At 65.1% G+C, this 25,826-nt stretch carries 21 protein-coding genes; 17 read left to right on the top strand and 4 right to left on the bottom strand.

The genetic code is table 11. The annotated features are described in order from the left end of the window. Nucleotides 1-133 precede the first annotated feature (133 nt). On the bottom strand, nt 134-1,135 hold the full coding sequence (gene gap / locus AACY13_RS06625; RefSeq protein ID WP_339460235.1) for a type I glyceraldehyde-3-phosphate dehydrogenase: 1,002 nt from the start codon (nt 1,133-1,135) through the stop codon (nt 134-136). Between the two features lie 135 nt (nt 1,136-1,270). Here gap and edd point away from each other — a divergent pair, with 135 nt between their 5' ends. The 13 genes from edd to AACY13_RS06690 all read left to right on the top strand — a co-directional run bounded on the left by edd (nt 1,271) and on the right by AACY13_RS06690 (nt 18,061). Then, nucleotides 1,271-3,097 carry a phosphogluconate dehydratase gene (edd, locus tag AACY13_RS06630; protein ID WP_339460237.1) on the top strand — a complete coding sequence of 609 codons (1,827 nt, stop codon included), beginning with the start codon at nt 1,271-1,273 and terminating at the stop codon, nt 3,095-3,097. Then, on the top strand, nt 3,094-4,050 hold the full coding sequence (locus AACY13_RS06635; RefSeq protein ID WP_339460238.1) for a glucokinase: 957 nt from the start codon (nt 3,094-3,096) through the stop codon (nt 4,048-4,050). Before edd ends, AACY13_RS06635 begins: the two co-directional genes overlap by 4 nt. A 109-nt stretch (nt 4,051-4,159) precedes the next feature. Beyond that, a complete protein-coding gene (locus AACY13_RS06640; protein WP_339460240.1) occupies nt 4,160-4,888 on the top strand; it encodes a response regulator transcription factor in 729 nt (242 codons plus the stop codon). A gap of 19 nt (nt 4,889-4,907) precedes the next feature. Then, nucleotides 4,908-6,326: an ATP-binding protein gene (locus tag AACY13_RS06645; protein WP_445262550.1), complete on the top strand. Its 1,419-nt coding sequence runs from the start codon at nt 4,908-4,910 to the stop codon at nt 6,324-6,326. Nucleotides 6,327-6,538: 212 nt separating this feature from the next. After that, entirely contained in the window at nt 6,539-7,792 is a 1,254-nt protein-coding gene (locus tag AACY13_RS06650; RefSeq protein ID WP_339460243.1) for an ABC transporter substrate-binding protein, read from the top strand. A 156-nt stretch (nt 7,793-7,948) separates the two neighbouring features. Further along, nucleotides 7,949-8,857, top strand: coding sequence for a carbohydrate ABC transporter permease (locus tag AACY13_RS06655; RefSeq protein ID WP_339460245.1), 909 nt, complete (start codon nt 7,949-7,951; stop codon nt 8,855-8,857). Further along, nucleotides 8,850-9,683: a carbohydrate ABC transporter permease gene (locus AACY13_RS06660; protein WP_339460246.1), complete on the top strand. Its 834-nt coding sequence runs from the start codon at nt 8,850-8,852 to the stop codon at nt 9,681-9,683. Before AACY13_RS06655 ends, AACY13_RS06660 begins: the two co-directional genes overlap by 8 nt. Before the next feature lie 10 nt (nt 9,684-9,693). Continuing rightward, nucleotides 9,694-10,845 (top strand): ABC transporter ATP-binding protein, encoded by a 1,152-nt coding sequence (locus tag AACY13_RS06665; RefSeq protein ID WP_339460247.1) that lies wholly within the window; start codon nt 9,694-9,696, stop codon nt 10,843-10,845. A 238-nt stretch (nt 10,846-11,083) separates the two neighbouring features. Continuing rightward, nucleotides 11,084-12,307 (top strand): maltoporin, encoded by a 1,224-nt coding sequence (locus AACY13_RS06670; protein ID WP_445262551.1) that lies wholly within the window; start codon nt 11,084-11,086, stop codon nt 12,305-12,307. A gap of 38 nt (nt 12,308-12,345) precedes the next feature. Further along, nucleotides 12,346-13,251, top strand: coding sequence for a D-hexose-6-phosphate mutarotase (locus tag AACY13_RS06675; protein WP_445262537.1), 906 nt, complete (start codon nt 12,346-12,348; stop codon nt 13,249-13,251). A gap of 277 nt (nt 13,252-13,528) precedes the next feature. Further along, nucleotides 13,529-14,977 carry a pyruvate kinase gene (pyk, locus tag AACY13_RS06680; RefSeq protein ID WP_339460248.1) on the top strand — a complete coding sequence of 483 codons (1,449 nt, stop codon included), beginning with the start codon at nt 13,529-13,531 and terminating at the stop codon, nt 14,975-14,977. Nucleotides 14,978-14,991: 14 nt separating this feature from the next. After that, entirely contained in the window at nt 14,992-16,449 is a 1,458-nt protein-coding gene (gene eno, locus AACY13_RS06685; protein ID WP_445262538.1) for a phosphopyruvate hydratase, read from the top strand. Continuing rightward, nucleotides 16,436-18,061: an NADP-dependent glyceraldehyde-3-phosphate dehydrogenase gene (locus AACY13_RS06690; RefSeq protein ID WP_339460250.1), complete on the top strand. Its 1,626-nt coding sequence runs from the start codon at nt 16,436-16,438 to the stop codon at nt 18,059-18,061. The genes eno and AACY13_RS06690 overlap by 14 nt, the downstream gene beginning before the upstream one ends. A 301-nt stretch (nt 18,062-18,362) precedes the next feature. Here AACY13_RS06690 and AACY13_RS06695 read toward each other — a convergent pair whose 3' ends face one another. Then, nucleotides 18,363-19,223, bottom strand: coding sequence for a MurR/RpiR family transcriptional regulator (locus AACY13_RS06695; protein ID WP_274087690.1), 861 nt, complete (start codon nt 19,221-19,223; stop codon nt 18,363-18,365). 191 nt (nt 19,224-19,414) lie between these two features. Between AACY13_RS06695 and zwf the strand changes: the two genes are divergently transcribed. From zwf to AACY13_RS06715, 4 genes are read left to right on the top strand one after another with little or no spacing between them, the layout of a single operon-like run. After that, nucleotides 19,415-20,884 carry a glucose-6-phosphate dehydrogenase gene (gene zwf, locus AACY13_RS06700; RefSeq protein ID WP_339460252.1) on the top strand — a complete coding sequence of 490 codons (1,470 nt, stop codon included), beginning with the start codon at nt 19,415-19,417 and terminating at the stop codon, nt 20,882-20,884. Beyond that, on the top strand, nt 20,871-21,584 hold the full coding sequence (gene pgl, locus AACY13_RS06705; RefSeq protein ID WP_339460253.1) for a 6-phosphogluconolactonase: 714 nt from the start codon (nt 20,871-20,873) through the stop codon (nt 21,582-21,584). Before zwf ends, pgl begins: the two co-directional genes overlap by 14 nt. 19 nt (nt 21,585-21,603) lie before the next feature. Further along, a complete protein-coding gene (locus AACY13_RS06710; RefSeq protein ID WP_339460255.1) occupies nt 21,604-22,281 on the top strand; it encodes a bifunctional 4-hydroxy-2-oxoglutarate aldolase/2-dehydro-3-deoxy-phosphogluconate aldolase in 678 nt (225 codons plus the stop codon). A 32-nt stretch (nt 22,282-22,313) separates the two neighbouring features. Beyond that, nucleotides 22,314-23,138, top strand: a complete 825-nt coding sequence (locus AACY13_RS06715; RefSeq protein ID WP_339460948.1) for an aldo/keto reductase — start codon at nt 22,314-22,316, stop codon at nt 23,136-23,138. A 256-nt stretch (nt 23,139-23,394) separates the two neighbouring features. Here AACY13_RS06715 and malE read toward each other — a convergent pair whose 3' ends face one another. Continuing rightward, nucleotides 23,395-24,627, bottom strand: a complete 1,233-nt coding sequence (gene malE / locus AACY13_RS06720) for a maltose/maltodextrin ABC transporter substrate-binding protein MalE (RefSeq protein WP_339460256.1) — start codon at nt 24,625-24,627, stop codon at nt 23,395-23,397. A 230-nt stretch (nt 24,628-24,857) separates the two neighbouring features. Further along, nucleotides 24,858-25,781, bottom strand: coding sequence for a MalM family protein (locus AACY13_RS06725; RefSeq protein ID WP_339460258.1), 924 nt, complete (start codon nt 25,779-25,781; stop codon nt 24,858-24,860). Between the last annotated feature and the right edge of the window lie 45 nt (nt 25,782-25,826).

Consider the following 25,826-nt stretch of genomic DNA (forward strand, 5'->3'; position numbering starts at 1 on the left):
CCTCTGGCCAATCACCGCGGGCAGGGGGCCTTCCCGTAGCTCGAATAAGCCTAGGCGCAATCCGGGATGGCAATGTCCCGGATGGTGCCGCGCTTATCCAGGCTACGATCCATAGGGTCGAGCGCAATAGCCTTCACTGGGCGCGGCATAGCGCCAGGCAGGTATCCAGCATGCGATTGGAGAAGCCCCATTCGTTGTCGTACCAGGCCATGACTTTCACCAGTCGGCCGCTGACCTTGGTGTGGTTGGCGTCGAAGATCGACGACAGCGGGTTGTGGTTGAAGTCGCAGGACACCAGCGGCAGGCTGTTGTAGCCCAGCACCGGTGAGGTGCTGCTGGCGTTCAGCAGCAGCTGGTTGATTTCCTCGCTGCTGGTGTCGCGCTTGACCTGCAGGGTCAGGTCGACCAGCGAGACATTGATCACCGGCACGCGCACGGCCATGCCGGTCAGTTTGCCGGCCAGTTCCGGCAGCACCAGACCGACCGCTTCGGCGGCACCGGTCTGGGTCGGAATCATCGACTGGGTCGCCGAGCGGGCGCGATAGGGGTCGCTGTGGTAGACGTCGGAGAGGTTCTGGTCGTTGGTGTAGGCGTGGATGGTGGTCATCAGGCCGTGTTCGATGCCCAGCTCGCGCTGCAGCACCTGGGCCACCGGGGCCAGGCAGTTGGTGGTGCAGGAGGCGTTGGAGATTATCTGCATGGACGAACGCAGGATGTCGTGATTGACGCCGTAGACGATGGTGGCGTCGGCCCCCTTGGCCGGTGCCGAGATGATCACCCTGCGTGCGCCGGCGGCGAGGTGGGCGGCGGCCTTGCTGCGTTCGGTGAATAGCCCGGTGCACTCGAAGACCACATCGACCCCGAGCGCCTGCCAGGGCAGTTCGGCCGGGTTGCGAATGGCGCTGACGGCGATACGATCACCATTGACCGTGAGGCTTTCGCCGTCGCTGTCGACGCTGCCGGCGAAGATCCCGTGCACGCTGTCGTACTTGAGCAGATGGGCATTGATCGCGCTGTCGCCCAGGTCATTGATGGCGACCACCTGCAGCTGTTGGCGGTAGTCTTGGCAGTAGAGGGCGCGAAGCACATTGCGGCCGATGCGGCCGAAGCCGTTGATGGCGATGCGGATAGTCATGGCTGAGGTCCATTCTTTATTTTGTTGTTGGAATTACAAGATTATTCCCGCAGGGATAGAAATCAAGTGTTTTAAGTGGCAGTATTTTTGTATTAAGTACAAAATATTGCCATCCACCAGCCTGGAGTCAACCACATGCATCCCCGCGTACTTGAGGTAACCGACCGTCTGATCGCCCGCAGCCGCGCCACGCGCGAGCCCTACCTGGCGATGATTCGCGCGGCGGCCAGCGAAGGTCCGCAGCGTGGCAAGCTGCAATGCGCCAATTTCGCCCACGGTGTGGCCGGCTGCGGCAGCGAGGACAAGCAGGCCCTGCGCCTGATGAATGCGGCCAACGTGGCGATTGTTTCTTCTTATAACGACATGCTCTCGGCTCACCAGCCCTATCAGGATTACCCGGAGCAGCTCAAACAGGCCCTGCGCGAAATCGGCTCGGTGGGCCAGTTCGCCGGCGGCGTGCCGGCCATGTGCGATGGCGTGACCCAGGGCGAGCCGGGCATGGAGCTGGGCATCGCTAGCCGCGAAGTGATCGCCATGGCTACCGCGGTGGCGCTGTCACACAACATGTTCGACGCCGCGCTGTACCTGGGGATCTGCGACAAGATCGTCCCCGGCCTGCTGATGGGCGCGCTGCGTTTCGGTCACCTGCCGAGCCTGTTCGTGCCGGCCGGGCCCATGCCGTCCGGCCTGTCGAACAAGGAAAAGGCCGACGTGCGCCAGCGCTATGCCGAGGGCAAGGCGACGCGCGACGAGCTGCTGGCCGCCGAGATGGCCGCCTACCACAGTCCTGGCACCTGCACCTTCTACGGCACCGCCAATACCAACCAGCTGTTGATGGAGGTGATGGGCCTGCACCTGCCGGGTGCGTCGTTTATCAACCCCAACACGCCGCTGCGCGATGCCCTGAGCCACGAGGCGGCGCAGCAGGTCACCCGCCTGACCAAGCAGAGCGGGCAATTTATGCCGCTGGGCGAAATCGTCGACGAGCGCTGCCTGGTCAATTCCATCATCGCCCTGAGCGCCACCGGCGGCTCCACCAATCACACCCTGCATATGCCGGCCATCGCCCGCGCCGCCGGGATTCAGCTGACCTGGCAGGACATGGCCGACCTGTCCGCCGTGACCCCGACCCTGGCCCACGTCTATCCCAACGGCAAAGCCGATATCAACCACTTCCAGGCGGCCGGCGGCATGGCCTTCCTGATTCGCGAGCTGCTCGATGCCGGGCTGCTGCACGAAAACGTCAACACCGTGGCCGGTCATGGTCTCTCGCGCTATACCCGCGAACCCTTCCTCGAGGACGGCCAGCTGGTCTGGCGCGACGGCCCGAGCAAGAGCCACGACGAAAGCGTGCTGCGTCCGGTGGCCAATCCCTTCTCCGCCGAGGGTGGCCTGCGTCTGATGCAGGGTAATCTCGGTCGCGGGGTGATGAAGGTCTCCGCCGTGGCCCTGGAGCACCAGCTGGTCGAGGCCCCGGCGCTGGTGTTCGAGGATCAGCAGCAGCTGGCCGATGCCTTCGCCGCCGGCGAGCTGGAGCGCGACTTCGTTGCGGTGATGCGCTTTCAGGGACCGCGCAGCAACGGCATGCCGGAGCTGCACAAGATGACCCCGTTTCTTGGTGTGCTGCAGGACCGCGGCTTCAAGGTGGCGCTGGTCACCGACGGGCGCATGTCCGGTGCCTCGGGCAAAATCCCGGCGGCCATCCATGTCTGCCCTGAAGCTTATGGCGGCGGGCCGCTGGCGCGGGTGCGCAACGGCGACCTGATTCGCCTCGACGGTCACACCGGCGAATTGTGCGTGTTGCTCAGTGATGCCGAGCTGGCTGCACGCGAGCCTGCGGTCGGTACCCTGGACAATGCTGTGGGCTGCGGCCGAGAGCTGTTCGCCTTTATGCGCCAATCCTTCAGCTCGGCGGAGCAGGGGGCTAGCGCCTTCACCACCAGCCTGGAGTCGCTGCAGTGAAACTGGCCCTGGTCGGTGATATCGGCGGTACCAACGCGCGCTTCGCCCTGTGGCGCAACGAGCAACTGGAGTCCGTGCGGGTGCTGGCCACCGCCGATTTCCCGGGGCCGGAGGCGGCGATCCAGGCTTATCTGGCCGAGCTGGAGCTGCCCCTAGGTGCGGTGGATTCGGTATGCCTGGCCTGCGCCGGGCCGGTCAGCGGCGACCTGTTTCGCTTTACCAACAACCACTGGCGCATCAGCCGGACGGCGTTCTGCCGCGAGCTGCAGGTGCGCGAGTTGCTGCTGGTCAACGATTTTTCCGCCATGGCCCTGGGCATGACCCGCTTGCGCGATGACGAACGCTTGCAGGTCTGCCCCGGTACGCCTGAACGCGAGCGGCCCTGTGTGGTGATCGGCCCGGGCACTGGCCTCGGCGTCGGCACGCTGCTGGCCCTGGCCGATGGCAGCTGGTTGGCCTTGCCCGGCGAGGGCGGGCATGTCGACCTGCCGATCGGTACCCCGCGCGAGGCCGAGCTCTGGCAGCAACTGTATCGCCAGCTCGGCCATGTGCGCGCCGAGGACGTGCTCAGCGGCAGCGGCCTGCTGCTGCTCTATGGGGCTATGTGCGCGCTGGATGGGCATGCGGCGCGTTTGAATTCGCCGGCCGAAGTCACGGCCGCGGCGCTGGCCGGCGACGCGGTGGCGGTGGCGGTGCTGGAGCAGTTCTGCGTCTGGCTCGGTCGCGCCGCCGGCAACAACGTGCTGAGCCTGGGCGCGCGCGGCGGGGTGTATATAGTCGGCGGTGTGGTGCCGCGCTTTGCCGAATTCTTTCTGGCCAGCGGGTTTGCCAAAAGCTTCAGTGACAAAGGTTGCATGAGTGATTACTTTGCCGGCATCCCGGTATGGCTGGTGACCGCCGAATACCCGGGGTTGATGGGCGCGGGCGTGGCCTTGCAGCAGGCGATGGCGTAGGGTGCGCGGGGCCGCCTAGGCCGTGCGCACCGCCTGCGATTATTGGTGCGCGCGGCGCACCCTACGGGTTGAGCGCCTGTTACCCCAATGACAATAAGGACGGCGGACCATGAGCCAGCCCGGTAAATCCATTCTGCTGGTCGACGACGACCAGGAAATTCGCGAGCTGCTGCAGACCTACCTGAGCCGCGCCGGTTTCCAGGTGCGCACGGTCGGCGATGGTGCCGGCTTTCGCCAGGGCCTGTGCGCCGAGACGGCGGACCTGGTGATCCTCGATGTGATGCTGCCCGACGAGGATGGCTTCAGCCTGTGTCGCTGGGTGCGCGAGCATCAGCGTTTCGCTCAGGTGCCGATCATCATGCTCACCGCCAGTTCCGATGAGACCGACCGGGTTATCGGCCTGGAGCTGGGTGCCGACGACTATCTGGGCAAACCCTTCAGCCCGCGTGAGCTGCTGGCGCGGATCAAGGCGCTGCTGCGCCGTGCGCATTTCACCCAGGAGCGTGGCAGCGAGGTGCTGGCCTTCGACGAGTGGCGCCTGGATATGGTCAGTCACCGCCTGTTCCATGCCGACGGCGAGGAGGTGATCCTCTCCGGTGCCGACTTCGCCCTGCTCAAGCTGTTTCTCGATCATCCGCAGCAGATCCTCGACCGCGACACCATCGGCAACGCCACCCGTGGTCGCGAGGTGATGCCGCTGGAGCGCATCGTCGACATGGCGGTCAGCCGCCTGCGTCAGCGTCTGCGCGATACCGAAAAACCGGCGCGCTTGATTCGGACCGTGCGCGGCAGCGGCTACCAGTTGGCCGCGGCGGTTGGTCCCTATGTCGGCGATTAACCTGCGCAAGTGGTTGCCGGTGCCGCGCTCGCTGCTCGGGCGCATGCTGCTGCTGACCCTGCTGGTGGTGCTGCTGGCCCAGGCCCTGTCCAGCCTGATCTGGGTCTCGCAGCTGCGCGCCAGTCAGGTCGAAGGCCTGTTGACCAGCTCGCGCAGCCTGGCCCAGTCGATGGCCGCCAGCGTCAGCTACTTTCGCTCGCTACCGCTGGGCTACCGACCGCTGGTGCTCGATCAGTTGCGCAATATGGGCGGCACGCGCTTCTTCGTCTCGCTCAACGACAAGCCCTTGGAGATGCGCGTGCTGCCGCAGACGCCGCGCAAGCGTGCGGTGCTCGAGGCGGTGGATGAAACCCTGCGCGAACGCCTGGGCAGCGGCCTGGACATCTCCCTGCAGTTCGTCAGCCCGGAGGATCTGCGTATCTTCAACAGCGGTTTGAAACTCGACGAACTGCCGCGCTCCTGGGCGCACTATGCGCTGAGCCTGGAGCCGCTCAATCCGCCGGTGCTGGTCACCCAGATCCAGATCGCCCCGGGCGAGTGGCTGTATCTCGCCTCTCTGATGCCCGAGCCTTACGTCAGCCTGGAGCAGCAGGGCCTGCCGGCCCAGCAGCTGTGGTTTATCATCCTCACCAGCAGTTTCCTGCTGCTGTTTATCGGCATCCTGGTGCACTGGCAGAGCCGGCCGCTCAAGCGTCTGGCGGTGGCGGCGCGGGAAATGTCCCTGGGCAGCGAGGTCGAGCCGCTGGCCGAGGCGGGCGGTAGCGAAGTGGTGGAGGTCAGTCGCGCCTTCAACGCCATGCGCGAGCGCATCAGCCGCTACCTGCGCGAACGCAGCCAGCTGTTCAGTGCTATTTCCCATGATCTGCGCACCCCCATCACCCGCCTGCGTCTGCGCGTCGAACTGCTCGACGACGAGGCCGTGCAAGCCAAGTTCAGCCGCGACCTGGACGAGCTGGAGATGCTGGTCAAGGGCGCATTGCAATGCGTCAAGGACACCGACATTCACGAGAACATCGAGCCGGTCGACCTCAATCAGCTGCTCAATTACGTGGTCGAGCCCTACCTGGCACCGGCCGGCAATGGCCGGGTGACCCTGGATGGTCAGGCGTGCGCGGCCTATCCCGGCAAACCCCTGGCGCTCAAGCGCTGCATCGGCAACCTGGTGGACAACGCCCTGAAGTACGGGCAGAACGCCCACCTACATATCGAGGACGATGCCGCCGCCTTCGTCCTGCACGTCGACGACGAGGGGCCGGGGGTGCCCGAGCAGCGTCTGGAGCAGGTGTTCGAGCCGCATTTCCGCCTGGCCGGGCAGCAGCAGGGCTACGGCCTGGGCCTGGGCATCGCGCGCAATATCGCCCACAGCCATGGCGGCGAGGTGAGCCTGCGCAACCTGCGCGAGGGCGGTCTGCGGGTGACCCTCAGTTTGCCGCGTTGATGAGGGCTTCGGCGCGCGCCATGAATTCCCATATCGCTGTATACGCGGTGCGCACAGCGCACCCTGCGGGGCTGCGGGGTGTGCTTTGTAACCATCCCGTGACCTTTGCGCATCCCTTCGTTACCCGCCGGGCAATCACCCTTGGTTAGACTCGATTCCAGCGCAAGCACCAGACTTGCCCGTGAATAACAACAATAAAGGTACTACTGCTCATGAATGCGATCTCCCGCCTGGCTACTGCTATCTCCCTCGTCTCCCTGCTGCCGCTGGCTGCCCATGCCGGCGAAGTCGAAGTGCTGCACTGGTGGACCTCCGGTGGCGAAAAGCGCGCCGCCGATACCCTGCAAAAACTGGTCGAAGACAAGGGCCACACCTGGAAGGACTTCGCCGTCGCCGGTGGCGGTGGTGAAGCGGCCATGACCGTACTGAAAACCCGCGCGGTGTCCGGCAACCCGCCTGCCGCCGCACAGATCAAGGGCCCGGACATTCAGGAGTGGGGCGAGCTGGGTCTGCTCGCCGACCTCAATCAGGTGGCCGAGCAGAATGGCTGGGACGAGCTGCTGCCGCCCCAGGTGATCGAGGTGATGCAGTTCGGTGGCGACTACGTGGCCGTGCCGGTCAATGTGCACCGGGTCAACTGGCTGTGGATCAACCCCGAGGTGTTCGCCAAGGCCGGTGCCACGCCGCCGACCACCCTCGACGAATTCTTCGCCGCCGCGGAAAAACTCCAGGCCGCCGGCTTTATGCCCCTGGCCCACGGCGGTCAGCCCTGGCAGGACAGCACCGTGTTCGAAGACCTGGCCCTGGCCGTGCTCGGCCCGGATGACTTCCGCAAGGCCTTCGTTGACCTGGATGAGTCGGTGCTGACCAGCGCCAAGATGGTCGAGGTGTTCGCCGCCCTGCAGAAGCTGCGCGGCTATGTCGATGCCAATGCCGCCGGGCGCGACTGGAACAGTGCTACCGCCATGGTCATCAATGGCAAGGCCGGCATGCAGATCATGGGCGACTGGGCCAAGAGCGAGTGGACCGCCGCGGGCAAGATTGCCGGCAAGGACTACCAGTGCCTGCCGTTCCCCGGCACCCAGGGCAGCTTCGCCTACAACATCGATTCCCTGGCCATGTTCCGCCTGAGTGACGCGGAAAACCGCAAGGCCCAGGAAGACCTGGCGCGCACCGTGATGGAGCCGGAGTTCCAGCAGTTCTTCAACCAGAACAAAGGCTCCATCCCGGTTCGCCTGGACCAGGACATGAGCAGCTTCGACGCCTGCGCCCAACAGTCCATGGCCGACTTCAAGGAAGCCGCCGGCAACGGTGGCCTGCAGCCGAGCCTAGCCCACGGCATGGCCGCCTCCAGCTATGTGCAGGGCGCGGTGTTCGACGTGGTGACCAACTTCTTCAACGACACCAAGGCCGACCCGCAGAAGGCTGCCCAGCAGCTGGCCGCGGCCATCCAGGCCGTGCAGTAGAGCCAGCCCGGTCGCCGGTTCGCCGGCGGCCCATTTTCCCAGCGATTCCAGGGTGCCCATACGGGTGCCGGGGTTTCGTGCGCTCGATAAACGCCCTCACTCCGGGCTCCTGTCCCGGAGAACGAGGGGAGACAAGCCCAACCCAGGAGCCCTGTCATGAGTTCAATCGCGGTTTTCACCAAGGCCTCACCGCTGGATGCGCTGCAACGCTGGCTGCCCAAGCTGGTGTTGGCTCCGAGCATGCTGATCATTCTGGTTGGCTTCTACGGTTACATCCTCTGGACCTTTGTCCTGTCGTTTACCAGCTCGCGCTTTATGCCCAGCTACAAGTGGGTCGGCCTGCAGCAGTACGAGCGTCTGCTGGACAACGACCGCTGGTGGGTGGCGAGCCAGAACCTGATGGTCTTCGGCGGCCTGTTTATTGGCATCAGCCTGGTGCTCGGCGTGCTGCTGGCGGTGCTGCTGGATCAGCGCATCCGCCGCGAAGGCTTTATCCGCACCATCTTTCTGTATCCCATGGCGCTGTCGATGATCGTCACCGGTACCGCCTGGAAGTGGCTGCTCAACCCCGGCCTGGGCATCGACAAGATGCTCCGCGACTGGGGCTGGGAAGGTTTTCGCTTCGACTGGCTGGTGGACCCGGATCGGGTCGTCTACTGCCTGGTGATCGCCGCGGTCTGGCAGGCCTCGGGCTTCGTCATGGCCTTGTTCTTGGCGGGCTTGAGAGGGGTGGATCAGTCGATTATCCGCGCCGCCCAGGTCGACGGGGCCAGCCTGCCGAATATCTACCTGCGCATCGTTCTGCCGAGCCTGGGCCCGGTGTTCTTCAGCTCGCTGATGATCCTCGCCCATATCGCGATCAAGAGCTTCGACCTGGTCGCCTCGATGACCGCCGGCGGCCCCGGCTACGCCTCCGATCTGCCGGCGATGTTTATGTACGCCCACACCTTTACCCGCGGTCAGATGGGCCTCGGCGCGGCGAGCGCGATCCTCATGCTCGGCGCGGTGCTGGCGATCCTGGTGCCCTACCTGTATTCCGAACTGCGAGGCAAACGCCATGACTAAGCCTGCTCTTAGCCTGAGCCGCGTGGCCATCTACGCCACCCTGCTGGCCGCCTGCGCGGTCTACCTGATCCCGCTGATCATCATGCTGCTGACCAGCTTCAAGAGCCCGGAAGACATCCGCACCGGCAACCTGTTGTCCTGGCCGGAGGTGTTTACCGCCATCGGCTGGCTCAAGGCCTGGGACGGCGTCGGCGGCTACTTCTGGAACTCGGTGAAGATCACCATCCCGGCGGTGCTGATCTCCACCGTGATAGGCGCATTGAACGGTTATGTGCTGGCCATGTGGCGCTTTCGCGGTTCGCAGCTGTTCTTCGGCCTGCTGCTGTTCGGCTGCTTCCTGCCGTTCCAGGTGGTGCTGCTGCCGGCGTCCTTCACCCTCGGCCAGCTCGGCCTGGCCAACACCACCAGCGGCCTGGTGCTGATCCATGTGGTCTATGGCATGGCCTTTACCACGCTGTTCTTTCGCAACTACTACGTGAGCATCCCGGATGCCCTGGTACGGGCCGCTAGGCTGGATGGCGCGGGCTTCTTCACCATCTTCGGCAAGATCCTGCTGCCCATGTCGACGCCGATCATCATGGTCTGCCTGATCTGGCAGTTCACCCAGATCTGGAACGACTTCCTGTTCGGCGTGGTGTTCGCCAGCGGCGATACCCAGCCGATCACCGTGGCCCTGAACAACCTGGTCAACACCAGCACCGGGGCCAAGGAATACAACGTCGACATGGCCGCGGCGATGATCGCCGGGCTGCCAACCCTGGTGGTGTACATCCTGGCTGGCAAATATTTCCTGCGCGGGCTAACAGCCGGCGCGGTCAAAGGTTAGGAGAACGATTATGGCAACCCTCGAACTGCGTAACGTCAACAAGTCCTACGGCAGCGGCCTGGCGGACACCCTGAAGAACATCGAGATATCCATCGACTCCGGCGAGTTCCTGATTCTGGTCGGACCCTCCGGCTGCGGTAAGTCGACCCTGATGAACTGCATCGCCGGCCTGGAGGACATCAGCGGCGGGGCGATCCTGGTCGACGATCAGGACATCAGCGGCATGAGCCCGAAGGACCGCGACATCGCCATGGTCTTTCAGTCCTATGCGCTGTACCCGACCATGACCGTGAAGGACAACATCGCCTTCGGCCTGAAGATGCGCAAGATGGCCCCGGCCGAGATCGAAGCGGAAGTGGCGCGGGTGGCCAAGCTGCTGCAGATCGAGCATCTGCTTAACCGCAAGCCCGGCCAGCTCTCCGGCGGCCAGCAGCAGCGCGTGGCCATGGGCCGGGCGCTGGCGCGGCGGCCGAAGATCTACCTGTTCGACGAGCCGCTGTCCAACCTCGACGCCAAGTTGCGGGTGGAGATGCGCACCGAAATCAAACTGATGCACCAGCGCCTGAAGACCACCACGGTCTATGTCACCCACGACCAGATCGAGGCCATGACCCTGGGCGACAAGGTGGCTGTGATGAAGGACGGCATCATCCAGCAGTTCGGCAGCCCCCGCGAGATCTACAACGATCCGGCCAACCTGTTCGTGGCCAGCTTTATCGGTTCGCCGCCGATGAACTTCATTCCCCTGCGCCTGCAGCGCCGCGACGGTCAGCTGCTAGCGCTGCTCGACTCGGGCCAGGCCCGTTGCGAGCTGCCGCTTGGAGCGATGGAGGCGGGTTTCGAGAACCGCGAGGTGATCCTCGGCATCCGTCCCGAGCAGATCCTTCTGGCCACGGCCGAAAGCCGCAATCAATCGTCGATTCGTGCCGAGGTCGAGGTCGTCGAACCCACCGGGCCGGATACCCTGGTGTTCGTCGAGCTGAACCAGACCAAGGTCTGCTGCCGCCTGGCTCCGGACGATGCGCCGCAGGTGGGGCAGACCCTGGAGTTGCAGTTCGATCCAGGCAAGGTGCTGCTGTTCGACGCCCAGAGCGGCGAGCGCCTGCTGCCGGGAAAGTCGCAGCCGCTTGAGCACAAGGTGGCGCAGTTGAAGATCGGCTGAGTGCCCGGGCGCGCTGGGCCGCTTAGGCCGTGCGCAGCGCTGTCCGGGCCGCTTCGGCGGCTAATGCAAGTAATCAGCAATCCTTCTGTCATTCGGCCTCAACCTGCGGTGCGCGCAGCGCACCCTACAGGGCGGCTGAGCACGCAAAAGGTTGCACAGAATCCGCCACTGCGGCGGTTAACCGCAGGACTTCACACAATAAAAACAATTAGGAGCAGCTATGAAGATCGGTCTCAACATGCCCTCGCCGCGTATCGCCGCTGGTGCCCCTTACCTGCTTGCCCTGGCCATGGCGGCACCGCAGGTGCAGGCCCTGGAGTTTTCCGGGTACGTGCGCAGCGGTGCCGGTGGTTCGTCCGAGGGCGGCACTCAATCGTGCTTTCAGTTGCCCGGGGCGCAGAGCAAATACCGCCTGGGTAACGAGTGCGAACACTATATGGAGTTGGACCTGCGCCAGGACCTGCTGAGCCTGGACGACGGTTCGGTGGTCAGCGTCGAGGGCATGGCGCAGCTGTACAACGCTTACGGTCATACGCCGAAATTCACCGGCGATTACGGTTTTGCGCGGATGAACCAGATGTATGCCGAGTGGAGCAAGGTGCCGGCGCTCAATGGCGGCTCGCTGTGGGCCGGGCGGCGCTTCTACAAGCGCAACGACATCCATATCAGCGACTTCTACTACTGGAACCAGAGCGGTACCGGGGCCGGTATCGAGGACTTCGAACTGGGCGGGCTGAAATACAGCTACGCCTTCTCGCGCAAGGACAGCTACTTCCAGCAACCCTATATCAACCGCCACGACTTCAACGTCGCCGGCTTCAAGCCCAATCCGGGCGGCGAGCTGGAGTTCGGCCTGAGCTTTATCGACAAGCCCGACAGCACCGATGCCCACAGCGGCTGGGCGCTGACCGCGCAGCACAAGCAGAGCGATTTTCTCGGCGGCAGCAATACCCTGGCCCTGCAGTACGGCCAGGGCCCCGGCACCGGCCTGGGCTATACCGGCGATGTGACCCTGGATGACGACAACAAGAGCTATCGCCTGGTGGAAATCTACAACTGGCAGGTCACTCCACGCTGGGGCGGCCAGGCGCAGTTCGTCTACCAGAAGGATGTGCGCGAAGGTGGCGACGACCAGAACTGGCTGTCGGTGGGTGGGCGTACCAGTTATGCCTTTACCGAGCAGTTCAAGCTGGTCGGCGAGCTGGGCTTTGATCAGGTCGATGCCACTGACGGCACGCGCAAGCTGACCAAGTTCACCGTGGCACCGACCTGGTCGCCCGCCGGTCAGGACTTCTGGGCACGCCCGGAAATTCGCCTGTACTACACCTATGCCAGCTGGAACGAGGCGGCGCAGCGTGCGGCCAGTCTGCAGTCGGCGGGTTCGGCGCTGTCCGACAGCGGTGCCTTCGACAATGCCCGGCATGGCTCCAACTTCGGCGTACAGGTCGAATACTGGTGGTAACCACCGGGAGCGTGGCGCTGTGAGGCCGGGGCGGTTCGATGCTACCGGTTAAACCACGGCGCGTGCCTGCGCCGCCTACAACCCGGCCAGGGGCTGCTGCAGAGCACCCCCTGGCCGGGTTGTTTGTGCCGTATGCCGGGCAAGGCCTGCGCTGGGTGACCCATCAGGAGCGCGAGCTGCTGTTGATCGAGCATTCGCGTTTTCAGGCGGCATTCAGTCGTCAGGGCGGCCAGCTCCTGCATTTCCAGCCGCGCGGCCAGCGTCCCTGGCTCTGGTGCGCCAGCCACTGGCAGCGCGGCGGGGCGATTCGCGGTGGGGTGCCGGTGTGCTGGCCCTGGTTTGGCCGGCATCCCGGCGAGAGCGGCTGGCCATCCCATGGTTGGGCGCGGCTCAGCGACTGGGAGCTGCTGGATTGTACGGTGGACGAGCAGGGCGTGCGCCTGCGCTGGCAACTGCATCTGTGCGACTGGCAGGTGATCCTGGAGGCCGAGTTGGGCGACGGCATGCATCTACGCCTGCGCAGCAGCCATCAGGACAGCGAACCCTGCCAGCTGAGTCATGCCCTGCATGCCTACTGGTGCGTCAGCGATGTGGTGCGGGTGACCCTGCTTGGCCTGGACGGTGCCCATGGCCATGACCTGCTCAGGCGCGCCGCCTGCCAGCAGCACGGCGCGTTGCGCGTCGAGGACGGCTGCCACCGCATCTTTCGCCATGGCGGGCTCCTGCAACTGCAGGATCTGGCCTGGCAGCGCAGCCTGTCGATCGATACCCGGGGCGCGGCCAACAGCGTGGTCTGGCATCCCGGCAGCCGCCCCCTGACCGATGTCGGCTGGAGCGAGGCGCTGGGCTTTCTCAGTGTCCAGGCCGCCTGTTGCGCCGCCGACAGCCTGACCCTGCAGCCCGGGCAAGAGGCGCTGCTGGAGCTGAGCGCGCAACTGGTCTGACGGCCCGCTAGCCCCGGCGCTGCGACTGTTTATCCCTTCGACAAGGCCCCGTCCGGCGTGGGGGGTGAGTTTTTGCGTATTGACTCGTCAGGGCAAGGTTAAATGTTGTTTTTATTACAACATTTTGCCTTGATGTATCTGTTTTATCAGAGTAAAAATAGCGCAATTGCTTAAAGCAACAAGCTTTTCGCCCGCCAGCACGGGTTTTCAGGCTGGTGGGTGGGGTTTGTCGCTTGTCCTGTCGTTATCCAACATCCGCCCTCGAGGAACCTGAGTTATGCGCCGAAGAACGAAAATCGTGGCCACCCTGGGCCCGGCTACCGAAAGCCCTGAGGCGATCGAGGCCCTGGTGCAGGCGGGGGTGGATGTGGTGCGCTTGAACTTCTCCCACGGCAGCGCCGCCGAGCACATCGCCCGGGCCGCGCTGGTACGGGAGATGGCGCGCAAGCACGGGCGTTTCGTCGCGGTGCTGGCGGACCTGCAGGGGCCGAAGATTCGTATCGCCCGCTTCGCCCGGGGCAAGGTGCAGCTGCTCAAGGGGCAGTCCTTCTGCCTCGATGCGCGGCTGGACAAGAATGCCGGCGACGAGCAGGCGGTGGGCATCGATTACGCGGCCCTGGTCGACGACAGTCGCCCGGGCGATATCCTGCTGCTGGACGACGGCCGTATCGAGCTCGAGGTGCGGACGGTGGAGGGCAATCGCCTGCGCTGCGAGGTGCTGGTGGGCGGGCCGCTGTCCAACAACAAGGGCATCAACCGCAAGGGCGGCGGCCTGTCGGCGGCGGCCCTGACCGAGAAGGACTGCGAGGACATCAAGACCGCCGCGGCCATGCAGGTCGATTACCTGGCGGTGTCCTTTCCGCGCGATGCCGAGGATATCCATCAGGCCCGTCGCCTGCTGCGCGAGGCAGGTGGCGAGGCCGGTCTGATCGCCAAGATCGAGCGGGCGGAAACGGTCAATGACCTGCAGATTCTGGATGCCATCATCCTGGCGTCCGAAGGGGTGATGGTGGCCCGTGGCGATCTCGGCGTGGAGATCGGCGATGCCGAGCTGGTGGCGGTGCAGAAGCTGATTATCGAGCGCGCCCGCAGTTGCAATCGGCTGGTGATCACCGCCACGCAGATGATGGAGTCGATGATCAGCCAGTCGATGCCGACTCGTGCCGAGGTGTTCGATGTGGCCAACGCCGTGCTCGATGGCACCGATGCGGTGATGCTCTCGGCCGAGACTGCCGCCGGGGCCTATCCGGTGGAGACCGTGCAGGCCATGCGCCGGGTCATAGTCGGGGCGGAGAAGCATCCCCTGGCTCATCGCTCCAAGCATCGCATGGATGAGCAGTTTCAGCGGATCGACGAGTCGATCGCCATGGCCGCCATGTACACCGCCAATCACCTGCACGGGGTCAAGGCGATCATCTGCATGACCGAGAGCGGCGACACGCCGCGACTGATGTCGCGGATCCGTTCGCACCTGCCGATCTACGCCTTCTCGCGCAACCCGCGCACGCAGAACCGTGTGGCGCTGTTTCGCGGGGTGCAGACCATTCCGTTCGACAGCGACAGCTATCCGATCGCCGAGGTCAACGGCCGCGCGGTCGACGAGCTGCTGCGCCGCGGCGTGGTGGTCGAGGGCGATCACGTATTGATTTCCCGTGGCGATCACGCCAATGCCCAAGGTGGCACCAACTGCCTGCGGGTGATCCGCGTGGGCGACAGCATTTGTTAAGCGAGGAGGCATTCATGAACGATTCCAGCAATCCTGGCGCGCCGCAGTGGCCGCGGGACTTCGATTTCCGCGAGTCCCATGCCGAACAGCGCGAGCTGCTCGCAGGTACGGCCGGCGCAGTGCAGCCAGGCGGCTTTCCAGGGGCGACCCGGGCCGTGGGCGAGAGCCTGATCCGGCAGGTCAGTGCCCGGGAAATTCTCGATTCGCGGGGCAATCCGACCGTCGAGGCGGTGGTGACGCTGGGCGGTGGCGCAGTGGGCGTCGCCAGCGTGCCCTCGGGGGCCTCCACCGGCAGTCGCGAGGCGCTGGAGTTGCGTGACGGCGGCGAGCGCTACAAGGGCAAGGGCGTGCTGCGCGCGGTGGCCAATGTCAACGGTGCGATCCGCGACGCCGTGCTGGGCCTCGATGCGCTGCAGCAAGGTGCGGTCGACGCAGCGATGATCGAACTGGACGGCAGCGAGAGCAAAAGCGCTCTGGGGGCCAATGCGATTCTCGCGGTCTCCCTGGCCTGCGCCAAGGCCGCCGCCGCTGTGCAGAACCTGCCGCTGTACGAGCACCTGGCGGCGCTGTATGGCCAGCCCGGGCGCTTCAGCCTGCCGCTGCCGATGATGAATATCCTCAATGGCGGTGAGCACGCCGACAATAACGTCGATATCCAGGAGTTTATGATCCAGCCGGTGGGGGCTACCTCGTTCGGCGAGGCGCTGCGCATGGGTGCGGAGGTGTTCCATAGCCTCAAGCAGGTGCTGCGCGAGCGCGGCCTGAACACGGCGGTGGGCGATGAAGGTGGTTTCGCCCCCTCGCTGGCCAGTAACGAAGAGGCGCTGGTGGTGATCGAGGAAGCGGTGCTGCGCGCCGGCTACCGCCTCGGCCAGGATTTTGTCCTGGCGCTGGATTGCGCGGCCTCGGAGTTCTACCGCGACGGCCGCTATGTGCTGGCCGGGGAGAACAAGTCCTTCGATTCCCGCGGCTTCGCCGATTACCTGGCGGGGTTGTGTGAGCGTTACCCGATCAGCTCCATCGAGGACGGCATGGACGAAAGCGACTGGGAGGGCTGGGCCTACCTGACCGAGCGCCTGGGGCGGCAGGTGCAGCTGGTCGGTGATGATCTGTTCGTCACCAACAGCAAGATCCTCCAGGAGGGGATCGAGCGCGGCATCGGCAATGCGATCCTGATCAAGTTCAATCAGATCGGCAGCCTCAGCGAAACCTTCGCCGCTATTCGCATGGCCCAGGATGCGGGCTACCGGGCGGTGATCTCCCATCGCTCCGGGGAAACCGAAGACACCACCATTGCCGATCTGGCAGTGGCCACCTGCGCCGGGCAGATCAAGACTGGCTCCTTGTGCCGCTCCGACCGGGTGGGCAAGTACAACCAGTTGTTGCGCATCGAAGAGGCCCTGCAGGGGCGCGCTGCCTACTGCGCCGATGCCGTATCCCTTGAGAGGAGTGAACGCCATGACTGCGCCTAAACGTCTCGATACGCTATTCCCCACCCTGGCCGAGATTCCCGAGGCCTACCGCCCCGACGCGCCCATCGAGCAGCGCGAGTACCTGGTCGATGGCCAGTTGCGCAGCTGGGATGGCCCCTTGGCGGCGGTGCGCAGCCCGGTATTCCTGGCGAGCGAGGAGGGCGATAAGCAGGTGATTCTCGGCAGCACGCCGCGCCTGGATGCCGAGGCGGCGCTGGCGGCCCTGGATGCCGCGGTGCGCGCCTATGCCAATGGCCAGGGGCAGTGGCCGAATATGCGCGTGGCCGAGCGCATCCAGCATGTGGAGGCCTTTCTCGGGCGCATGCGCGAGCAGCGCGGCGCGGTGGTCAAGCTGCTGATGTGGGAGATTGGCAAGAACCTCAAGGACTCGGAGAAGGAGTTCGATCGCACCTGCGATTACATCGTCGACACCATCGAGGCGCTGAAGGAACTGGATCGCCGCAGCAGCCGCTTCGAGCTGGAGCAGGACTGCCTCGGCCAGATCCGCCGCGTGCCCCTGGGTGTGACCCTGTGCATGGGGCCGTACAACTACCCGCTGAACGAGACCTTCACCACCCTGATCCCGGCGTTGATCATGGGCAATACCGTGGTGTTCAAGCCGGCGAAATTCGGCGTGCTGCTGATCCGTCCGCTGCTGGAGGCATTCCGCGACAGCTTTCCGGTCGGGGTGATCAATGTGATCTACGGCAGCGGCCGCGAGACCGTCAGCGCCTTGATGGCCAGTGGCAAGGTCGACGTGTTCGCCTTTATAGGCACCCACAAGGGGGCCAGCGACCTGAAGAAGTTGCACCCGCGTCCGCACCGCCTGCGCGCAGCCCTGGGCCTGGATGCGAAGAACCCGGGCATCGTGCTGCCCCAGGTCGATCTGGATAACGCGGTGAGCGAAGCGGTCACTGGCGCACTGTCGTTCAACGGCCAGCGCTGCACGGCGCTGAAGATCCTCTTCGTGCATGAGGATGTGGTCGACAGCTTTCTCGACAAGTTCGCCGCCAAGGTCGCCGCGCTCAGGCCGGGCATGCCGTGGGAGCCGGGCGTGAGCCTGACGCCGCTGCCGGAGCCGGGCAAGAGTGAGTTCCTCGGCGGCCTGCTGGCCGATGCGGTGGCCAAGGGCGCGCGGGTGGTCAATGCCGGCGGCGGCGAGTCGCGTGAGTCGTTCTTCTACCCGGCGCTGCTCTATCCGGTGAATGCGCAGATGCGCGTCTATCAGGAGGAGCAGTTCGGTCCGCTGGTGCCGGTGGTGCCTTACCGCGACCTGCAGACGGTGATCGACTATGTGCTCGACTCCGACTTCGGTCAGCAGCTGAGCATCTTCGGTAACGATTCGGCCCAGGTCGGTCGGCTGGTGGATGCCTTCGCCAATCAGGTGGGGCGGATCAATATCAACAGTCAGTGCCAGCGCGGCCCGGACAGCTTTCCCTTCAACGGGCGCAAGAACTCGGCCGAGGGCACCCTGTCGGTGCATGACGCGCTGCGGGTATTTTCCATCCGCACCCTGGTGGCGACCAAGTTCCAGGAAAGCAACAAGGCATTGGTCAGCGAGATCATCCGCAACCGCGAATCGAGCTTTCTGACCACCGATTACATCTTCTAACCTGTTGCGCCAAACCGGCCCGTAGGGTGTGCCGTGCGCACCAGGCAGGCCGGTTTTCGGTGGTGCGTGCGGGCGCTTAGAGCGTGTTTACGATCTCGCGAGCTAGAGCCATACAAGGCGCTACGTTAGTAACAGCCTCCGGCTGGTCAAGCAGGCGAGGAAGCGGAGTTTACTGGTGTAAATGAGCATTACTCGTTTCACTCGCCCTTCGGGCCGCGCTGAAGCGCGTTAGCCGCAAGCGGCTTACCGAGCCTGTTTTTAACGCAGTAGGGCCGACGCGCAGCAGATCGTAAGCAGGTCCTTAGATAGGCTCTTCGTCGGCCGGATAGCGGCTGGCGTTGAGGCTTTCCTTGATCTTGCGCAGATGCGGCTGGAAGTCCACGCCGCGGCGCAGGGTCATGCCGGTGGCCAGCACGTCGAGCACGGTGAGCTGGATGATCCGCGAGGTCATCGGCATATAGATGTCGGTGTCCTCCGGCAGCGGGATGTCCAGGCTCAGAGTGCTGGCCTGGGCCAGGGGCGAGCCGGCGGCCGTGAGGCCGAGCACCGATGCGCCGTTTTCCCGGGCCAGGCGCGCCACTTCGACCAGCTCGCGGGTGCGTCCGGTGTAGGAGATGATCACGAACAGGTCGCCGGTGTGGGCCACCGAGGCCAGCATGCGCTGCATCAGCACGTCGGAATGGGCGGTGACCGCGAGGTTGAAGCGGAAGAACTTGTGCTGCGCATCCAGGGCTACCGAGGCCGAGGCACCGAGGCCGAAGAAGTGGATCTGCCGGGCCTGGATCAGCAGGTCGACGGCACGGCTGATCAGCTGCGGGTCGATGGTCTGGCAGGCGCTGTCAAGGGAGGCGATGGCGCTGCCGAAGATCTTGCGGGTATAGGCTTCCGGGGCGTCGTCGGCTTCCACCGCGCGGCTGACATAGGCCGCACCGCTGGCCAGGCTCTGCGCCAGTTGCATCTTCAGTTCCGGGTAGCCGCTGACGCCGAAGGAGCGGCAGAAGCGGTTGACCGTGGGTTCGCTGACCAGGGCGGCCTGGGCCAGCGCGGCAATGCTCAGGCGGGTGGCCTGTTGCGGGTTGAGCAGGATCACCTCGGCGACCTTGCGTTCGGCCTTGTTCAGGCTGTCGAGTCGGCCCTGGATCTGCTCCAGTAGATTGCGCACGCGATCCATGTTGATTCCTTAACCTGCACTGAATTTGCTGGCCTATCGTACTGATGGGGCCAGGCGACGACCACTGCAAAGTGGATTTTGTGAAAATGTTGTTTTTATTACTACATTCAGCCTTGATTAATCCGGTGCAACCGAGTATTTCTAGCCGTACTTCATAGAAGATTGATAAAAGAACATACATCATGCCTTCGATAATCGTTGAACCCTGTACTTTTGCCTTATTCGGTGCGCTCGGTGACCTGGCCCTGCGCAAGTTGTTTCCGGCGCTCTATCAGCTCGATCGGGCCGGGCTGCTGCACGCCGATACGCAGATTCTCGCCCTGGCCCGCGACGCCGGCGATGCGCAGCTGTATCTGCAGCAGATCGAGCAGCACCTGCGCCGCCATGTGCCGGCCGCCGAGGTGGACGCCGCCGTGCTGCAACGCTTCCAGGCGCGCCTGAGCTACCTGAGCATGGATTTCCTCGAGGCCGATGACTACCTGCTGCTGGCCGAACAGGTCGGCAGCAGCGAGCGGCTGATCGCCTATTTCGCCACTCCGGCCTCGGTCTACGGCGGCATCTGCGCCAACCTGGCGGCGGTCGGCCTGGCCGAGCGCACCCGCGCCGTGCTGGAAAAGCCCATCGGTCACGACCTGGAGTCCTCGCGGGCGGTCAACGATGCGGTGGCGCAGTATTTCCCGGAAACCCGCATCTATCGCATCGACCATTACCTGGGCAAGGAGACGGTGCAGAACCTGATCGCCCTGCGTTTCGCCAACAGCCTGTTCGAAACCCAGTGGAACCAGAACCACATCTCCCACGTGGAAATCACCGTGGCGGAGAAGGTCGGTATCGAAGGCCGCTGGGGTTACTTCGACCAGGCCGGGCAGCTGCGCGACATGATCCAGAATCACCTGCTGCAGCTGCTCTGCCTGATAGCCATGGACCCGCCCAGCGACCTCTCCGCCGACAGCATTCGCGACGAGAAGGTCAAGGTGCTCAGGGCCCTGGCCCCGATCACCGGCGAACAGCTCAGCCAGCAGGTGGTGCGCGGCCAGTACGTGGCCGGCAGCAGCGATGGCAAGGCGGTACCGGGCTATCTGGAAGAAGAGAATTCCAACACCCGCAGCGACACCGAGACCTTCGTCGCCCTGCGTGCCGATATCCGCAACTGGCGCTGGGCCGGCGTGCCGTTCTACCTGCGCACCGGCAAGCGCATGGCGGAAAAGATGTCGCAGATCGTTATCCATTTCAAAGTGCCGCCGCACTACATCTTCGATCCGGAGCAGCGCCAGCTGATCGGCAACAAGCTGATCATCCGCCTGCAGCCGGACGAGGGCATCGCCCTGCAGGTGATGACCAAGGACCAGGGGCTGGACAAGGGCATGCAGTTGCGCAGCGGCCCGCTGCAACTGAATTTCTCCGACACCTACCGCAGCGCCCGGGTACCCGACGCCTACGAGCGGCTGCTGCTGGAAGTGATGCGCGGCAACCAGAACCTGTTCGTGCGCAAGGATGAAATCGAGCACGCCTGGCAGTGGTGCGACCAGCTGATCGCCGGCTGGAAGCGCCAGGGCGATGCGCCCAAACCCTATGCCGCCGGCACCTGGGGCCCCATGGGCTCGATTGCCCTGATCACCCGCGATGGTAGGAGCTGGTATGGCGATCTCTGATCTCGAACTGCCGCCGGGGGTGGTTGCCCACCGCCATGCCGATCCCCGGGCCCTGGCCGAGGCGCAGGCCGTGGCCGTGGCCGCGGCATTGCGGCTAGCCATTGAACAGCGCGGCCAGGCGACCCTGGTGGTGTCCGGCGGGCGCAGCCCGATTGCCTTTTTCGAGGCCCTGGCGCAGCAGCCGCTGCACTGGCAGCAGGTGCTGATCAGCCTGGCGGACGAACGCTGGGTGCCGATCAATCACGCCAGCAGCAACGAGGCGCTGGTGCGCCGTCATCTGCTCCGCGGCGCGGCCGCCGAAGCGCGTTTTCTCAGCCTGTACCGGGTGGCGAGCAGCCTGGAGCAGGCCGCCGAACTGGCCGATGCGGCCTTGGCCGAGCTGCCGCCGATCGATGTGCTGGTGCTCGGCATGGGCGACGACGGCCATACCGCCTCGCTGTTCCCGGCCAGCCCCAATCTGGACCTGGCGCTGCAGGCCGATTGCCCGCGCCGGGTGTTGCCGATGCAGGCCCCCAGTGCGCCGGCCCAGCGCCTGAGCCTGACCCTGCCGCTGCTGGCGGCGGCGCGTCTGCCGCTGCTGGCAATTCAGGGCCCGGACAAGCTGGCCACGCTGCGTGCGGCCCTGGCCGGAGACGATGTGGCAGATATGCCGATCCGCGCCTTGCTGCATTCCCCCCTTGAGATTTACTGGTGCCCCTAGGGCCGAAGGACCAGCCGATATGACTAACAACGAAAATACCCCGCAGGCCCGCATGGCCGAGAAGATCGCTCAGATCGACAGCATCTGCGCCCGGGCGCGGATCATGCCGGTGATCACCATCGCCCGCGAGGCGGATATCCTGCCGCTGGCCGATGCCCTGGCTGCCGGTGGCCTGACGGTACTGGAAGTGACCCTGCGCTCCGAGCACGGCCTCAACGCCATCCGCCTGCTGCGCGAGCAGCGCCCCGAGCTGTGCGTCGGTGCCGGCACCGTGCTGGATCTGTCGATGCTGGATGCGGCGCTCGAGGCCGGTGCGCAGTTTATCGTCACCCCGGGTTCGACCCGGGAACTGCTCCAGGCCAGCCTGGAAAGCCCGGTGCCGCTGCTGCCCGGCGTCAGCAGTGCCTCCGACATCATGCTCGGTTATGCCCTGGGCTACCGCCGCTTCAAGCTGTTCCCCGCGGAAGTCTGCGGCGGCAGCGCGGCGCTCAAGGCCCTGGGCGGTCCCTTTGCCGGGGTGAAGTTCTGTCCCACCGGCGGCATCAACCCGGGCAATGTGCAGCGCTATATGGCCCTGGCCAACGTGATGTGCGTCGGCGGTACCTGGATGTTCGACAGCGAGTGGGTGAAGAACGGCGACTGGGCGCGCATTCAGCAATGCAGCAGCGACGCCCTGCAGTTGCTGGAAAGCCTGTGACCCAGGCACTGCGGCAACCCTTGCTGCTGGGCATGATGCGCCTGCTCGACTACCCCGAGCTGGCCGCGCCCCAGGCCTTGCTGGGGTTTGTCGAACGCTGCGTGGAGCGTGGCCTGAACGGCTTCGATCACGCCAATATCTACGGCCTGGGCGAGTGCGAAACGCGTTTCGGCGCGGCCCTGAGGCTGCGCCCGCAGCTGCGCCAGGGCCTCGAACTGATCAGCAAGGCCGATATCGTGCCGGCCAGCCAGGACCTGTCGTGTTGGCGGGTCAAGCACTACAACAGCGCGGCGAGCTATCTGACCCAAGCGGTGGAGGCCTCGATGCAACGCCTGGGCGTCGAGCGTCTGGACGGCTTTCTGCTGCATCGACCCGACCCGCTGTTGCAGGTCGAGGAGGTGACGCGCGCGCTGCAGGGCATGCTGGCCAGCGGCAAGGTGGGCTGGATCGGCCTGTCCAATGCCGAGCCCCTGCACTGGCAGGTGCTGGCCAGGGAACTGCCGCTGCGCTGCAACCAGATCGAGCTATCGCTGCTGGCCCAGCAGCCGGCCTGGGATGGCCAGTTGCAGGCCATGCAGGCCGCCGGATTGCAGGTGCTGGCCTGGTCGCCGCTGGCCGGCGGGCAGTTTGCGCCGGCCTTGCAGCAGGCCCTGGGCGAAGTCGCCACGGCCCTGCAGGCGACCCCGACCCAGGTCGCCCTGGCCTGGTTGCGCCGTCTGCCCGGCAGCCCGCTACCGATTCTCGGCAGCCTGCGCCAAACGCGTATCGACGAGGCATTGGCCGGTATAGGGCTGCAGCTGGATGCGCCGACCTGGTTCTACCTGGCCGAAGCTGCACGGGGCATCAAGGCTCCCTGAGTTCGCAAGCGATAGGGTCTCCATCTGTGCGCGCAGCGCACCCTACGAACGGCGGATCGCCGCGCGTACCACCGGCTGCAATGCATATTCAACTCCCTCTCCCCTCAGGGGGAGAGGGACGGGGTGAGGGGAAAAGTCGGCAGCCGATATCTGTAGGGTGCGCCGTGCGCACCGCGGGTAACGGTTTTCTTATGGATGAACGGGCTTTCGCCTCCCGCATTGAAGTCCCTGCCACCGCTTTCAACCCCCACTTACCTCAGAAACCGTCCGCGGACGGGTAGTGCAGGCGGCGTTGGCCCTGCATACGTCCGGCGGCGTGCAGGCGACGGGCGATTTCCGCGAGGGTCTCGGGGATCGGCCGTTGCCCCAGCAGCATGGGTTCCAGGCGCGCCTCGAACAGGCTCCAGAAGCGTTTCATCTCCGGGATGTCCGGCATGATCTCGCCGCGCTCGGCCGCCTGGTAGGTGGCGGCGATCAGCGGGTCGCCCTGCATCTGCGCCATCAGCTCGAGGTTGGCCGGTGCGCCCAGGGGTTTGTCCGCGTCGATCGTACGGAGCCCTTCGGCGCTGCTCAGGTAGTCCTCGAGAAAGCGCTGGGCCTGCGCCTTGTGCCGGCTGTGGCGGTTCAGCGCGGCGGCCTGCACGCCGATAAAGGGCCGTCCCGGCTGTTCGGCGCTGGGGCCGGGAACCGCGGCCAGGGCGATGGGGATCCTGGCGTCGCGCAACTCGTTCCAGGCCCAGGGGCCGTTGACGATCATCGCCACCTCGCCGCGCTTGAAGTCTTCCATCATCGAGCCGTAATCGCTGTCGCGGACCAGCACGCCGCTGTCGAGCAGGGCCTTTATGCGCTGCACGCCGGCAATCGCCGCGGGCCCGGCGATGCCCAGGTCGCCGAGGTCGTAGAGGCCGCGATGCTTGCCGATGCTGTAGGCACCGCCGGCGTTGATAAAGGGCCAGGAGAAATACAGGTTGCGGTAGTCCCAGGCGATGGCGCGCTTGCCTTGGGCGCGCAGCTGGCGATCCAGCGCCGCCAGTTGTTCCAGGTCGCGCGGCGGCTGCGTGACCAGTTGCTGGTTGTAGATCAGGCTGATGGTCTCGACGGCCAGGGGGTAGCCATAGAAGTCGGCACCGACCCGTAGCGCCTCCCAGGCGAAGGCCGGTGCCCGCTGCAGGGCGGCGGCAGTGGGGGCGAGGGGCTGCAGCAGGCCGGCGTTGATCCAGGAACCGAGGCGGTCATGGGCGAAGATCACGATGTCCGGCCCCTGGGCGGTAGCACCGAGGCGGTCGAAGCGGCTGGCCAGGTCGTCCGGGGCCAGCACCTTGACCGGCATGCCGGTGTCGCGGGTGAAGCGTTCGCCGACCCGGCGCAGGCCGTCGTGGCCCTTGTCCGGATTGATCCAGATGGTCAGCGTGCCTTTCTCGAAGCCATGGACGCCGGGGGGCAGGGCGGGCAGAAGCAGCAGGAGTGCGAGGATTATTGTTGTTTTCATCCTGAGGGTCTCGTGTGGGGGATGGGGTGTCTCGTGTGGCAGGTGAAAGATTTTTAACGTCGCCTAGCGGCGGTTAGCAGGGTGGCCGCCAGGGGTGGCAGGCCATAAAAAATTGCCTGGAGCAATTTTTAACGTCGCGCAGCGACGGCCCGAAGGGTGGCCGCCAGGGATGGCAGGCCATAAAAAAAGCGGCCAGAGGCCGCCCGAAAACATCCCTGGAGGGATTGATGTCACTTGATCTGGATACGCTCGAGCAGGTGGGCCTTGGCGCTGTCGTCGCCGACCCGGGCGGCTTCATCGGCCAGGCGCAGGGCGCGTTCCAGGTCCTGGCCGGCCAGGGCGGCGTCGATGCCCTGGCGATAGTAAGCCTGGGTCTCCGGCAGCACCGCAGGCGCTGGGGTGCTGGGCAGGCGGTTGCCCATTTCCATGCCGATGCTGCGCGGCGGCACATAGCTGTTGGCCTGCTGGCTGGCGCTGCCGTCTTCGATCAGGACCATCTTGATCACCCCCACCGGGGCATGCCGGGCGACCGGATCGGGAATATTTGGCGGCTCATTGCCGTGGGCCTTGGCATGGGCCTTGGCCGGGTGTTGCAGAACGGTCTGACCGGCCAGCTGACGCTCGCTGGTGAACAGGATCAGGTACTGCTCGTTGCCGGGGTTGTCGTGATAGAGGCGGTCGATACGCAGGCGCGCATCCAGGCTGTCGCCCTTGAGGCCGGCGGCCGGTTCGTAGACGAAATCCTCGCTGCCGAGCAGGCGGGTCAGGCGGAACTGGCTGTCGAGCAGCATGGCGCTGGGGGCCAGCACGGTGTTGCCGGCCTGGCTGTACAGGCGGATTTCGAACGAGCGGCTGTCGCTCGGCAGGGCGAAGGCACGCAGAAAGCTCTTGCCGCTCTGGAATTCGAAGGCCGGGGCGCTGGGGTCGATGACCACGTCGTCGGAAAAATTGGCCGGGATCGGCATATAGGGCAGTTGTTGCAGGCTGCTGCAGCAGGGTTTGGCAGCGGCCAGCGCACGCTGGCCATCCTGCTGGGAGGTCTGCAGCGGTGCGGGCGTCTGGGTCAGTACGTCGATGCGGCGCAGCGGTTCGCCAGCGCAGCCGGTCAGCAGCAGGCCGAGCAGGGCAAGGCCGGTGAGTCGATGATACGGCATGTGTTATTCCTCTTATTGTTCACGCCTGTAAAAGGGCCCCGGCCT

Origin of the sequence: Pseudomonas sp. EA_105y_Pfl2_R69, assembly GCF_963970915.1 — a bacterium.
Taxonomy (GTDB): Bacteria; Pseudomonadota; Gammaproteobacteria; order Pseudomonadales; family Pseudomonadaceae; genus Aquipseudomonas.